At 61.3% G+C, this 14,316-nt stretch carries 7 protein-coding genes; 4 read left to right on the top strand and 3 right to left on the bottom strand.

Annotation, left to right across the window (positions count from 1 at the left end; translation table 11 throughout):
* Nucleotides 1–25: 25 nt before the first annotated feature.
* The gene (locus HW556_RS10840) at nucleotides 26–772 is read right to left on the bottom strand and encodes a TrmH family RNA methyltransferase (RefSeq protein WP_176900044.1); all 747 of its coding nucleotides are present in this window, start codon (nucleotides 770–772) and stop codon (nucleotides 26–28) included.
* Nucleotides 773–804: 32 nt separating this feature from the next.
* Here HW556_RS10840 and tamL point away from each other — a divergent pair, with 32 nt between their 5' ends.
* Entirely contained in the window at nucleotides 805–3,408 is a 2,604-nt protein-coding gene (gene tamL / locus HW556_RS10835; protein ID WP_176900043.1) for a translocation and assembly module lipoprotein TamL, read from the top strand.
* 430 nt (nucleotides 3,409–3,838) lie between these two features.
* The gene (locus HW556_RS10830; RefSeq protein WP_176900042.1) at nucleotides 3,839–7,222 is read left to right on the top strand and encodes a T9SS type A sorting domain-containing protein; all 3,384 of its coding nucleotides are present in this window, start codon (nucleotides 3,839–3,841) and stop codon (nucleotides 7,220–7,222) included.
* A 160-nt stretch (nucleotides 7,223–7,382) separates the two neighbouring features.
* On the opposite strand, the gene HW556_RS10825 is transcribed toward HW556_RS10830, so the two are convergent.
* A complete protein-coding gene (locus tag HW556_RS10825; protein WP_176900041.1) occupies nucleotides 7,383–9,569 on the bottom strand; it encodes an alpha-ketoacid dehydrogenase subunit alpha/beta in 2,187 nt (728 codons plus the stop codon).
* A 179-nt stretch (nucleotides 9,570–9,748) separates the two neighbouring features.
* On the opposite strand from HW556_RS10825, the gene HW556_RS10820 reads away from it, so the two are divergent.
* Nucleotides 9,749–10,273 carry a GNAT family N-acetyltransferase gene (locus tag HW556_RS10820; protein WP_176900040.1) on the top strand — a complete coding sequence of 175 codons (525 nt, stop codon included), beginning with the start codon at nucleotides 9,749–9,751 and terminating at the stop codon, nucleotides 10,271–10,273.
* A gap of 137 nt (nucleotides 10,274–10,410) precedes the next feature.
* Here HW556_RS10820 and HW556_RS10815 read toward each other — a convergent pair whose 3' ends face one another.
* Nucleotides 10,411–11,544: an MBL fold metallo-hydrolase gene (locus HW556_RS10815; RefSeq protein ID WP_176900039.1), complete on the bottom strand. Its 1,134-nt coding sequence runs from the start codon at nucleotides 11,542–11,544 to the stop codon at nucleotides 10,411–10,413.
* A 297-nt stretch (nucleotides 11,545–11,841) separates the two neighbouring features.
* Here HW556_RS10815 and katG point away from each other — a divergent pair, with 297 nt between their 5' ends.
* On the top strand, nucleotides 11,842–14,145 hold the full coding sequence (katG, locus tag HW556_RS10810) for a catalase/peroxidase HPI (RefSeq protein WP_176900038.1): 2,304 nt from the start codon (nucleotides 11,842–11,844) through the stop codon (nucleotides 14,143–14,145).
* The last annotated feature ends 171 nt before the right edge of the window (nucleotides 14,146–14,316 follow it).

Below are 14,316 nucleotides of genomic sequence, written 5' to 3'. Positions count from 1 at the left end.
CTTTTTTGCTCTTTGGTTCGGCCAATCAAAGATTCCGGAAAAAATTATCCAGCAGAATGGCGGCTGATACGGCCACGTTTAAGCTCTCGGCTTGGCCGCGTCCGGGGATGTGCAGGCGTTGGGTGAGGCAGGCTTCGACGGGCGGCGTGAGGCCGTGGCTTTCGGAGCCCATGATGAGCACGCCGCTGGGCTGCAGCGTGAGGCGGTGCACATTGTCACCGTGCAGGTCGGCACCGTACACGGGCAGGCCGGCGGGCAGCGTAGCCAGCCAGGCGGGCAGGTCGCGCTGCCAGATGGGCACGCGGGTAAACGAGCCCATAGTGGCCACCACCGTTTTGGGGGCCCAGGGGTCGGCGCAGGTTTCGGAGCATACCACCCCAGCCAGCCCGTACCAGTCGGCCAGCCGGATGAGGGTGCCCACGTTGCCGGGGTCACGTACGTCGTCGAGGGCCAGCAGTAGCTGGTTGGGGTCCGGCTGCAGGGCGTTTTCGGCGGGCAGGCGGGCCACGGCCAGGGCCGTGTTGTTGGTGCTCAGGGAGCTGAGCCGGGTCAGCTCGTCGGCCGAAACCAGGTCGAGCGGAACCCCGGTGGGCAGCTCGGCAGCAATTTTATCGGCAAATTCGGGCGTCGTTATCAGCCGTTCGATCAGAATCCCGGAACTTAGCAGCTCGCGCACGCTCTTGCCGCCTTCCACCAGGAAGGCATCGTGGCGGGTGCGGTACTTCTTCAGGTGCAGCGCGTGCACGTATTTCGCTACTGCTTTTGAAACCATTGGCACTTTCTGAGGCCCTGTTGGGGCGAAATTTGAAACGATTTGAACTGCCCCGGCTACGGCGGCTTGCCTTGGCGGGCCTGCTGCTGGCCGGTAGCGGGCTGGTGGGCTGTTCGCCGCTGCGGCTGCTGAAGCCCGGCCAGCGGCTGCTGAGCGACGTCAACATCCGGGGGACCGATAAAGCCGACCCCGAGCGGCTGGCGGCCCTGGTGCAGCAGCAGCCCAACAGCAGCTTTCCGCTGCCAAAGGTAACCATCTACCAGTTTGGCCGCTCGTTTTATAACCCCGAGCGCATTGCCCGCAAGCTGGCCGATACCCAGGCCGACTACGCCCGCCAGATTACCGAAGCCGGCACCGACTCGGCCCAGGTAGGCAAGCTGCTGCGCCGGCGCGAGCAGAAGGAGCGCCGCTACCAGCTGGCCCTCGACAAGGGCAACGCCGTTATGCGCCTGGGCGAGCCGCCGGTGGTGTACGATTCGTCGCTCACGGCCGCCTCGGTGCAGCAACTGGGGGTCTATCTGAAGTCGAAAGGCTTTTTCCGCAACTCCATTACGGTTTCCGACACTGTGCCCACGCGCCGGTTTACGCCGCTGCGGCTGCTGGCGCTGCAGCCGCCCTACTCCACCGACTCGCAGCGCGTAACGGTCACCTACACCATTGAGGAAGGACCCGCTTTTCATTATTCGCGGCTCGATGATGAGGTAGCCGACTCGGCTGTGGCCCAACGGGTGCGGACGGCCCGGCCCCAAAGCTTGCTGCGCGAGGGCGACCAGTACGACGAGGAGGTGATTGGGGCCGAGCGGGTACGGCTGGAAACGCTGCTCAAAAACCAGGGATACTACGATTTCCGGCAGCAGTATATCACCTTCGAGGCCGACACCAGCTTCCGGCCCACCACCGTGCGCCTGCGCACGCTCGTAGACGCCCCGCCCCGCGGGCAGCATCGGCGCTACACGCTGCGGCACGTCGATTTCATCAGCGACGCGGGTATCGTACGCTTCGGCCAGAACCGTGACACGCTCGTGCGCGACTCAGTTAACTACCTGGCCTACCGCCACCGCATCAGCCCCCGGGCCCTCGACCGCAAGCTGACGCTGCGGCCCAACGAGCCGTACAGCCTGCTTAAAACCCAGCGTACCCAGCGCCAGCTTGGCAGCCTGGATATGTTCCGCTTTACTACCATTACCTACCGGCGGGTGCGCGGCGCCGAGGCTCCGGCCGACTCGACCCAAGGCCTGCTCGACGCCACCGTTAGTGCGGCGCCGGCCAAGCGGTTTCAGGAAACGGTGGAGTTTGGCGGCACCTACGTAGCCCAGGAAGTGGGGCCGTTCGGTAATGTGCGCCTGAAAATCCGTAATGTATTTGGTGGTGCCGAAATCCTGGAATTTGGGGTGCGGGCCGGCTTCGAAGGGCAGTATGACATCACGGGCACCCAAGGCAGCGACACTCAGGAAGAGCTGCGCTCCGAGTTGACGACCCAGATCGGGGGCAATGTGAACCTGGTGCTGCCGCGGTTTCTGGTGCCCTGGCGGGTGGGGCCGCGGCTGGGCGAGTTCAACCCGCGCACCCGCATCAATGCCTCGTATACTTACGTTGATCGGCCCGACTACACGCGCACCAACGCCGAGGCAACTTTCGACTACATCTGGCAGCGCTCGGCCTTCCACCAGTACGTGCTCACGCCCATCGACCTGAGCATTATTCGCACCTCCAACATCAGCGCCCGGTTCGACTCGATACTGCAGAACCTGCTTATCCGGCAGGGTTCTCCCCTGTTCCGCAGCTTCGACAACCTGCTCATTCCCAGCCTCAACGTCACGTCCCTCTACAACTCCAACGACTTCAACCAAACCCGCGACGCGCGCTACCTGCGCCTGTTTGCCGAAGTAGGCGGCCTCGGTCGGGGACTGTTTCAGCAGCAACCGCTGCTTACCGATACGCGTAACCTGCGCCAGAGCGACCTCAAAATCTACGATTTCACCAAGTTTACGGCCGACTACCGCCGCTATTACAAGCTCACCTCCGACTCGTATCTGGTGTACCGGCTGGCCGGCGGGGCCGTGGCAGCCTTGAGCAAGACCCAGCTGACCACCATTGGCCGCGACGGCAGCCAGAATACCAGCACCTCGTTTCTGATACCGTACGACAAGTACCTGTTTGCGGGTGGCAGCTCCAGTGTGCGGGCCTGGAAGCCACGCCGGCTGGGCGCGGGCTCATTCACGCAGTATAAGTTCGACCCGAATAATCCGACCCAACCCCTGATTGTGGATGGCCAGCGGGTACGCGACTTCAACCTGGAGCAGCCCGGCGAGCTGCTGCTTGAAGGCAACATTGAGTACCGTTTTCCGCTCTACAACTTCATCAAGGGGGCCGTATTTACTGATTTTGGCAACGTCTGGACTCTGCGCCCTGACCCGCGCCCGGGGGCCCAGTTCCGCTTCAACAAGTTCTATCAGCAGTTCGCCGTGGGCTCGGGCTTCGGCTTCCGCTTCGATTTGAGTTTCCTGATTATGCGCCTCGACATTGCCACCAAAGTATACGACCCCAGTGCCCCCGGTAATAAGTGGGCCATCCGCAACTTAAGCTTCCGTGAAGACCAGACCGCCTTCAACCTGGGCATCGGCTACCCCTTTTAATTTCCTAGCTCCTCTAATAGCCATATCGTATAAAAGCCCCGCTTGGCGGGGCTTTTTTCATGCATAGACTGGAGCAAATATATTTAAAATACAAAAATACGTAAAATTCACTCTATTTGACCAAGCTAATATTCTGTACACTAACGAGCATAAACCAACTTATATCCGGCAAATAATAGTTTTTGTCGACTGAATCAGTACATTTGGCGAGTATACGCCAACTCTCGCCGAGTTTAGTTGCACAGGTTTAATACCATTCCTGACCTGTCTGCAGCTTGCTCGTTGCCCCGGCTTCGGCCCGCCGTTCCAAGGCTGCCCATTTAGGCAACATCCCGGAATACCCCTCCCCCTGCCTCCTTTCCATTTCTTGCTGATGAAACAACCATTACTCCATTTGGCGGCAGGCTTGCTGCTGTGCTTACCGGCTAGTATGACGCGGGCCGAAGGCTCGAAACAGCTGACGCCCAACTCCAACCCAACGGTGGCCCTGACGGACCCGGCCAACACCCGCGCCGGCTTCCTGACCCATGATGCCATTGGGGGTGAGAACGTGTCGCTGGGCTTCCTGAAGCCTCGCTCCTGGGGCACAACGGCGCTACTCTTCACCGAAGACTACCGGATGTATGTGCGCCTGAAACCGGGCGAAACACTGTACTACGGCGTGCATCGGGGGGTGTACGCGGGCGGTACGTTTGCTGACCTCGTCCTGACAGTTCGGTATGGAACCGGCGAGGGCACTATTGTGAAGCAGACTACATTGGCCCGCGACCAAACCAGTACCGGCCAAGCCCTGCTCAATGAAAACCAAGACGGCGTAATTGCCACGGCACTACAAGCCCAGCAGGGTCCAAACATCATATTGCCCACAGGCTACCGCGCCCTCAGCTACACCAACAATACGGGTAGCACGCAGGATTTCTTTGTGGAATTTACTCAGACGGGCGAATTCACTGACGCCGGCAGCCAAGCAGGTTTCAACGATTTGCGGAACAGCGCCGGCACGGCCTTCACGGGCGAGCGGCGCTCCGAGTATGACTTCTGGGATTTTACCGTTGTGGGCACAGATGGGCAGGAAAAGCCGGGCCGCCTGTTCAGCCGTTTCTGGGCCTTTACGGCCGGTACATCGACCGGCACCAACAGTTTCCTCAACCGTCTTTCGGCCACGTTCAAACTATTTCCGCTGGTAGAAAGCATTCAGAACCCGGGGCAGTACTACGTGAAGGAGGTAGAACTGGCCGGCATGCGGCCGCTGGTATTCTTCTACGTTACCAATGCCTTCGGATCAAGTCCCGTCGGCTCGGCCAACGATTTTCCAACCCGCCGCAAAAGCCAGCTCACCAACACTGCTTACGCCCAGTATCCGAACTTCGTCAACAACCCCGACGAAACCATCTGGCCCAGTGCGCCCATTCCGACAGTAAGCGTAACGCCCCAGCCCTTTTGCAACAGCGGCAAAACGCAGGTGGCCTTCACAACTAGTTCGGCCGAAGCGGGCCAGTTCGACATTCTCATCGACCTGAACGGCACGGCCGGCTACCAGCTCAACTCGACCGACGTGCTGCTGACCCAGAGCGTGGGCGCGGGCACCAGCAATACGGTGGTCTGGAATGGCCGCAACGGCAACAACCAGGACGTAGCCCCGACTGGCCAGGTCATCAACTTCCAGTTTACCAGCAACGGCGCAGCGTTCAACTTTCCGGTGTATGATGCCGAGGGCAACCCCGACGGATTCCGGGTGCGCAACGTACGCCCGGCCAACGGCACTGTGTACGACCTGCTGTACTGGGACGACTCGAACCTACCAGCCGCCCGGTTCCCGGCCCCACAGACGGAACTGGCGGGCCAGCGCTCCGGCAATGCGCTCAGTGAGGGAGTCCATAAATGGGGCGCCACCAACGACGATGGCGACCAATACACGGTGAACACCTGGACCTACGGTTTCTCCGCCTTCAATGGCGCTACCTCGTTCATCTACACCAGCGTTTGCGACAACGATGGCGACGGAGTGCCAGACAATGTGGACATTGACGACGATAATGACGGTATTCTGGACGTAGTGGAAGCACTCAGTCCGCTCAACACCTCTACAAATGCGGTGGTAGCGGCCTCAGCCATCGACCCGGGCTTTATAACAGCGGCGACTTCCCTGCTACCTAACCCGCCCACTCGCTACCTCGATGCGGCCTATGTGCACCCAGTACTCGGAGCTTTCCAGGATGCAAACAACGATGGAGTGAATGATATTTTCGATGCCGACCTTGATGGTATTCCTAACCATTTCGACCTCGACTCGGACGGCGACGGCCTGCCCGATGCCTTCGAGGCCAACGGCAACGTGAACCCGACGAGTACCTACGCCAAAACTGTTACGGGCAACCAGGTCGGCACTTATACCTTCCAAAGCTTCTACGATCCAAATTTGAGCCGCTACAGCACCACGGCTTCGACGGGCACGGGCAATGCGGCAGGTCTCTCGGCGGGTGTGGGCCCCAACGGGCTACCCGACGCGGCCGAAGTTTCTGTTGATTATAGCGTAACGGGCAATGGCAGCAACCAGCAGCTGACCCCCACGCAGTCTAGTACCAGCCGCTACACCCTAGCCGATAACGACACCGACCAGCGGGTGAATGGCTCGCAAACCAGTCGCAACTTCAACTTCCTCGATATCGACTCCGATAACGACGGAATTACCGACGAGATAGAAGCCCAGACGACAGCCGCTTTCACTGCCCGTAAGGCGCAGGTGAATTTCAACACCGACACTAATCGCAATGGTATTCGTGACGCGTACGACCCCAACGCGGGCGGTACGGCTATGGGCACACCGGTTAATTCGGGCGGAAGTGCTGTCGCAGATATGTTCGATTTTGATTCCGACGGCGACAATGCCGGCAAGGGCTCATTGCCCATCCATCAGCAAACGGCCGACTGGACCGAAGGCTTCGACGACAACCAGAACGGCACAGCCGGCGAGGAGCTGGTAGCCAAGGCAAGAGCCTTTGCGCTGGCTAACCCCGGCAAGGCCGCCTATTACGCCATTGGCAGTCCCAATCAAGTGCTGAATTCGGCTTTCCTGCGGGACAGTGACGGGGATAAGACCCCAAACTTCCTTGACATGGACAGCCCGAATTACCACGACGACAACTTCAACGGCCTCGTGGATCTGTTCGACCCGGCTTATGGTGGTTCGCCTTCCACGGCTCCGCTGGTGGGCGGAGCTGGCACCGAGGCCATCTTCCGCTCCGGCGCTAAAGCGGTACCCCTGCCCGTTACATTAATCGACTTCAAGGCCCAGGCAGTGGGCCGCGACGCCCTCGTGAGTTGGACGACGGCCCAGGAAGTGAACAGCGCCAGCTTTGTGGTAGAACGCTCGGATGATGGCAGCAGCTTTGTGCCGGTGGCCACGCTGCCGGCCCGCGGCACCAGCACCCAGCGCCTCGACTACCAAATCACCGATAAGAATGCCGGAGCCCAGGCCGGCCTGCGCTACTACCGCCTGCTCCAGCTCGACCTCGACGGTACGGTAGCCCACTCGGATGTGAAGACGGTACGCTTTGATGGTAAGGGCAGCGCGACGGCAGTACGCCTGTTCCCCAACCCCACCAGCGCTAACGTTACTCTCGACCTGGAGGCCCTGCCCACCGGCGCTTATAGCGTAGAGGTACTGAGCGCCGAAGGTCGTAAAGTGGCCGAATGGTCGGCCAACGGCGGCCAGCAACAGGTGCTGCCCACCCAGCAACTGGCAAAAGGCGTGTATCTGCTTCGCATTGGTGGCCACAACACCACGCAGGTGCTGAAGCTGGTGAAGCACTAAGTCTGACGCTCAGATAGATAGAAATGCTTCGTGCGTAGCAAAAGGCCCGTCATCCTGTAGCAGGATGACGGGCCTTTTCGATGATTGATCAGGCTAGGAATTCAGGGTCTGACATGGATGCCTTAGGCCTTCAGCATATCAAACCCAGCTCCTGTCCGGCCTAATATCCCAGCAACTCGGCCAGCGCGGTGGCTACTTTGTCGGGGTTGGGCAGCATCTGCTTTTCCAGCTCCACGTTGAGGGCAATGGCGGGCAGATTAGCGGCCCCAAGGGTGAACACCGGCGCATCGAGCTGGCGGAAGCAGTGGCGCTGGATGCGGCCGGCCAGGCTCTCGGCAAACGAGTTCATGAGCGGCTCCTCGGTGAGCACCAGGGCCTTGCCGTGGCGGCGCACGGCCGCCTGCACGGCCTCCCAATCGAGGGGATTCAGGGTGCGCAAATCAAGGATTTCAACTTGGCCGGGAAACTGCCGGCTGGCCGTGCGGGCCCAGTGCACGCCCATGCCGTAGGTGATGACCACGCAGGTTTCGCCATTTTCGAGCTTCTGCGCGTCGGCGACCTGGAAGACGTTGGCCTTGCCGAGCGGAATAACGTAGCCGGCGGCGGGCTCAATGGTTTTGGCTTCCTCGGTGCCGGGTACCTTGCTCCAGTACAGGCCCTTGTGTTCGAGCAGCACCACGGGGTTAGGGTCGAGGAAGGCGGCGCGTAGCAGGCCCTTCATGTCGGCCGCGTTGCTCGGGTACACCACTTTAATGCCCCGGATAGTGAGCAGCGTGCTTTCGATGGAGCCCGAATGGTAGGGTCCGCCCCCACCGTAGGCCCCGATGGGCACCCGTATCAGGCTCTGCACCGGAAACTGCCCGTTGCTCAGGTAACAAGATTTGCTGAGTTCCTCGACCAGCTGGTTTAGGCCGGGCCAGATGTAGTCGGCAAACTGGATTTCGACGATGGGCTTGGCCCCCACGGCGCTCATGCCGGCCGTGCTACCAATAATATAAGCCTCCTGAATGGGCGTGTTGAACACCCGGGCGTCGCCGTACTTTTTGGCCAGCAGCGCCGCCTCGCGGAACACGCCGCCCAGCTCGCCACCCACATCCTGACCATAGAACAGGGCCTCCGGGAACTCACGCAGAATATCGTCCACGGCGTGCAGGGCGGCATCCACCATCAGGGCCTTTTCGGCGCCGGCGGGGGCGCGCTCACCGGTTTCCTCGGTTACGGCCGGTGGGGCAAACTCGTGGTCGGCAAAGGTAGCCGGGTCGGGATTAGGGGCAGCCAGGGCGCGCTCGTAGTCGGCCTGCACGGTGGCGCGGGCTTCGTCGGCCAGCTGCTGCAGCTCGGTTTCGGTAAAGCCCAAGGCCAGCATTTGCTCGTGGAAACGGGGCAGCGGGTCGTTCAGGGTGTGCTGGGCCAGGTCGTCGCCGCGGTACCACTCGCGGCGCACGCCGCTGGTGTGGTGGCCCAGCAGCGGACATTTGGCGTGCACGAGCACCGGGCCGCGGCGCTGCCGCACATAGTCGGCGGCCTCCTGCATAGTAGCATGACTAGCCAGGAAATCGGCTCCGTCGGTTTGCAGACGGTGCAGGCCTTTGAAGCCGGCGGCAAATTCGTAGGCGGTCATCGTGCGCATCTCGCGGCCGGTAGCCGAGATGCCCCAGTCGTTGTCCTGGACCAAAAAGATGATGGGCAGCTGGTGCAGCACAGCCATCTGCATAGCCTCGCTCACCTCGCCTTCGGTCATGGCTCCGTCGCCAATCGAGCAGATTACCATGGGTTTATCACTGTGCTCATTCGTCGGCACCGAGCTATACAGGCCGGGCGCCGGCTGGCCGTTTTCGTAGAAGTCACCCGGGTCAGCCTGTAGCATTCCCACGTTCTGGCTTTCCAGGTACTTGATGCCCTGAGCCACGCCGGTGGCCGGAATGGCCTGCATGCCGGTAGCCGAGCTCTGGTGGGGAATGGTGGGGAAGCCGGCCCGACGCAGCGAGGGGTGCGAGTAATAGGTACGGCCACCCGAAAACGGGTCGTCGCGCTTGGCCATAAGCTGGAGCATGAGCTCGTAGGGTTGCAGGCCGATACCGAGCAGCATCGAGTCGTCGCGGTAGTAGGGCGCGGCGTAGTCGTGGGGGCCGAGGCAGGCGGCGGCGGCCAGCTGGATGGCTTCGTGGCCGCGGGCCGTGGCGTGCACGTATTTAGCCGTTACGGCCTTGTTTTCCTCGTAGAGGCGGGCCAGCTCGTCGCTGGTGCGCAGCAGGCGGTAGGCGCGGCGCAGCAGTTCGGGCGAGGCCTGGGAGGCAGCTGGGGCAGTCAAATCGATTTCCGGGGCGGGAACGGTTTCGAAGGTCATGAGCGGAGGGTGGGTGCTGGGGCGAAGTTACGAAAGGCGCGGTGGAGCAGGCTGAGGTGGAAAACTGTCAGTGGTGGAGGCGTGGGCTTTATCCGGCCCGCTTGTTTCGCCGGCCTGTTTACTTTCGTCTTTAAACAAAGCTCCCGCCACATCAGCCGTTGCATTTTCTCTCACGCCCTATGCTCCGCTTCTCCCCCGCCACGCCAGCCGATGTGCCGGCCCTCAACCGCCTCGTCAACCGCGCCTACCGGGGCGAAGCCTCGGCGCAGGGCTGGACCACCGAAGCGGCCCTGCTCGCCGGCCAGCGCACCGACGAAGCCGACCTATGCGACCAGCTCGAAAAGCCCAACGCGCAGTTCCTATTGGCCCACCGCGCCACCGACAATGAGCTGGTGGGCAGCGTGTTTCTGCAGCAGCAGGGCGCCGAGTTGTACCTGGGCATGCTTTCCGTCGAGCCTACCCTGCAAGCCGGTGGCATCGGCCGGCAGCTGGTGCAAGCCGCCGAAAACCACGCCCGCGCCCTGGGTTGCACGGCCGTACGCATGACCGTTATTTCGGTGCGCCACGAGCTGCTAGCCTGGTACGAGCGCCTGGGCTACCAGCGCACCGCCGAAACCGTAGCCTTCCCCACCGATACCCGCTTCGGCGTGCCGCTGCAAGCCGCGCCGCTGGTGCTACAGGTGCTGCGCAAGGAATTGGGGTAGTGACTGAGTGAAAAAGGACGTCGTTTTGAACAGCGTGAAGAATCTCGTGTGCTGACATTGTATTAGTAGATTCAACGGCAGATTCACTCTAACATGCGAGATTCTTCGCGCTGCTCAGAATGACGTTCAGCTACTCGCTATTTCACAGCCTCCCACCACCGCGCCTGCGGCAGCGCGCGGCCATCAAACGTAACGGGCTGGCCTAGCTCGGGCGTGGTGATGGGTTGGCCGAGGCGGGCGGCTTCGGCCGTAGCGCGCTTTACCGGCTCGTCCCAAGGGTGGTTAGCCTCGGTGAAAGCGCCCCAATGCACGGGCAGCATCACGGCGGCACGCACGTCGCGGGCGGCCTGCACGCTCTGCTCGGGCACCATATGGATGTCGGCCCAGTGCGGGTCGTACTGCCCGCACTCCATCAGGCCCACATCGAAGGGGCCGTGCCGGCGGCCGATGGCAGCAAAGTGCGGGCCGTAGCCCCCGTCGCCGCTGTAAAAGGCGCGGCGGGTGGCCGACTTCACCACCCAGCTGCTCCAGGAAGTGGAGTTGCGATTGGTAAGCCCGCGGCCCGAGAAGTGCCGGGCCGGGGTGCTGACGATGATTAGGCCCGCCACCTGGACCGAGTCGTTCCAGTCCAGCTCGCGGATACGGGCCGTGTCGACGCCCCAGGCGCGCAGGTGGGCGGCAATGCCCAGCGGTACTATGAACAGGCGAGTTTTAGTGCGCAGCTGCCGAATGGTTTCGTAGTCGAGGTGGTCGTAGTGGTCGTGAGAGATAAGCACGGCCGTGATGGGCGGCAACTGCGCGGCGAAAATGGGCACCCGGGGGTTGTAGCGCTTGGGCGTCACCCAGCTCAGCGGCCCCATATCTTGGCCCAGCATGGGGTCGAAGAGAATGTTCTGCCCTCCTATTTCAAGCAGGCTGGCCGAGTGCCCGAACCACGTGACGCGCAGCATTTCGGGCGCTTTGCGCGCTATGCTAAGCGAATCGAGCAGGCGCATGGGCAGCGGGCCGGGCGGGTTTTTGCCGAGCGTTTTCTTGAACACGAACTCCCACATCACCTCGGCCATGCTGCTGCCGGTCATTAGCTCCGTCGGAATCTGGTTCTGAAACTCGCCCTTCGTGTAGTGGCCGCTGCGGGCGTAGCGGGCTTTTTCGGCCTTGGTGGGCGTGCCGCCGAACTGCGGACTCAGGCCAGCAAAGGCCGCCCCGGCCAGCAGCAACAGCCCCATTAAGCCGACAACCAGCCAGCCAAGGTGTTTCGTTTTTGTAGGCATACAAAGAGCAAATCTTCTTCTTCAATACGTGTTATTCGGAGCCAGATGTTGTGGGCATTCTTCTTTCTGCCGAAAGATACGCGGCGGGGTAACGCTGGCCCCCGTCCGTCGGTGGGCACCGACGCACAAAATCGATTCTCCTCGAAGCGCCAACTGGTCCTTGCCAAGGTCCACGTCTCTGTCTACCGGCCTCAGTAAAGCACAACATTACGCAGCTTCCAACAGTTATAGCAGCTCAGCAGTTAGGCCGCGCCGACCGCGGCCGGCCCCAAATCGGCCTTCCAACAACACCCCTCTATGCTCCATATAGCCTACGACAAAACCAACACCGACTCGTTTGAAATGACCGGCAAATGCCCCTTCGGTGGCGACAGCATTGGCGGCGCAGTAGGCACGCCGCCCGCGCTGTCCGACTGGTACCCTAACCGGCTGAAAGTAGAGCAGCTGCACCAGAACGGCCCGCAGGCCAATCCGCTGGGCGAGGATTTCAACTACGCTGAAGCATTTAACACGATTGACCTGGAGGCGCTGAAGCAGGAAATCAAGACCTTTCTGACTACTTCGGTGGCTTGGTGGCCCTCGGACTACAATAACTACGGCCCGCAGATGATCCGGATGGCTTGGCACTCGGCCGGTACCTACCGCATTGCCGACGGACGCGGCGGGGCCGGCGAGGCGCTGCAGCGCTTTGCGCCCGTCGACAGCTGGTGGGACAACGGCAACACCGATAAGTCGCGCCGGCTTATCTGGCCCATCAAGCAGAAGTACGGCAGCGCCCTTTCCTGGGCCGATTTGATTGTGCTGACCGGCAACTGCGCCTTGGAAATCATGGGTTTCCCCACCTACGGCTTTGCCGGCGGCCGCCAGGATGCCTGGGAAGTGGACAACAGCACGTACTGGGGCCCCGAGGTAGAACGAGACCTTAAGAACGCCGACTCGCCCGACAGCATGGTGAGCCGGGATAAGCGCTGGCGCGGCCAGAATGGCGACCCAGACTACGACCTCGAAAACCCGCTGGCGGCCTCTCACCAAGCCCTTATCTATGTGAACCCCGAAGGCCCCTACGCCAACGGCGACCCCATGGGCTCGGCGCGCGACATCCGCGTGACGTTTACGCGGATGGCCATGAACAACGAGGAAACCGTGGCCCTGATTGCCGGCGGCCACGCTTTCGGCAAGAGCCACGGCATGGTACCGGCCTCGGAAATCGGGATGCCGCCCGAGATTGCGCCGATGGAGGCCATGGGCTTTGGCTGGCACAACCCCAAGGGCTCCGGCAACGCCGAGAACACCATGACCAACGGTATTGAGGGCAGCTGGACGCCCAACCCCACCCAGTGGGATAACGACTACCTCGTCAACCTCTTCAAGTTTGATTGGGAGCAGACCAAGAGTCCGGCCGGCGCCCTGCAATGGACCCCGGTAGACAAGAACGCCCCCAAAACGCCCGACGCGCACATCCCCGGCAAAATGAATGCGCTGATGATGATGACCAGCGACATTGCCTTGAAGGAAGACCCCGAATACCGCAAGGTCTGCGAGAAATTCCTCGGCGACTTCGACGCATTTACCCAGGCGTTTTCCAAGGCCTGGTACAAGCTGACCCACCGCGACATGGGCCCGCGCGAGCGGTACCTCGGTCCCGAGAAGCGCAACGAGAACGACCTGCTCTGGCAGGACCCTATCCCGCTGGCCGACTACGAGTTAATTGACGCGGCCGATATCACGGCCCTCAAGGAGTCGATTATGGCAACCGATATTTCGGTTTCTGATTTGGTGTACACCGCCTTTTCATCGGCCGTTACGCACCGTAGCAGCGACAAGCGCGGCGGTGCCAACGGTGGCCGCCTCGCGCTGTTACCACAGAAAGACTGGGCTATCAACCAGCGCACGGTGCCGGTAGTGGCGGCGCTGCGCAAGCTGATGGAAGAATTCAACGGTGAGCAGACGGGCAACAAGAAAGTGTCGCTGGCCGACCTGATAGTACTAGGCGGTTGCGCCGCGCTTGAGAAAGCCGCCGCCGATGCGGGCTTTACCACGGCCGTTCCGTTCACGCCGGGCCGCCGCGACACCACGCAGGAACTCACCGATATCGAGATGTTTACGTGGCTGAAGCCGGTGGCCGATGGCTTCCGCAACTACCTCGACCCTGAGTTTGAAGCCATTTCGCAGGACGTGGCCCCGGAAGTGATGTTCCTCGACAAAGCCCAGCTGCTCTCGCTCACCTCGCCCGAGTGGGTGGCGCTGATGGGCGGCCTGAAGGCCATGAACGCCAACCACGACAACTCGGCGCATGGCATCTTCACCGACCGCGTGGGCGTGCTCACCAACGACTTCTTCACGGTGCTTACCAGCATGGATTTCGAGTGGCAGAAAACGGATGAGCAGGGCATGACCTTTTCGCTCAATGACCGCAAAACCGGCAAGCAGCGCTTCACAGCCACGCGCTCCGACCTCGTGTTCGGTGCCAACAGCCAACTGCGCGCCGTGGCGGAAGTATATGCCGGCAGCGATGGCCAGAAGCGCTTCGTGAAAGCCTTCGTGAAGGCCTGGGATAAGGTGATGATGCTCGACCGTTACGACGTGAAGGTATCCGCTTAACCCCTTTATAGCTGTCTGAAAACAGCTTCGCACAACGGGCTGATGTTTTTGAAACAAGCTACCAAACAAGAAGAGCGCGCCAATTGGCGCGCTCTTCTTGTTTGGTAGCTTGTTCTTAACTCAAGTTGTGAAGTTGTCTAGCGACACGTTGTAGGGGCGGGGCGTTTTTCC

It is taken from the genome of Hymenobacter terrestris (assembly GCF_013377905.1).
Taxonomy (GTDB): domain Bacteria; phylum Bacteroidota; class Bacteroidia; order Cytophagales; family Hymenobacteraceae; genus Hymenobacter; species Hymenobacter terrestris.
This window is presented reverse-complemented; position numbering and strand designations above follow the sequence as displayed.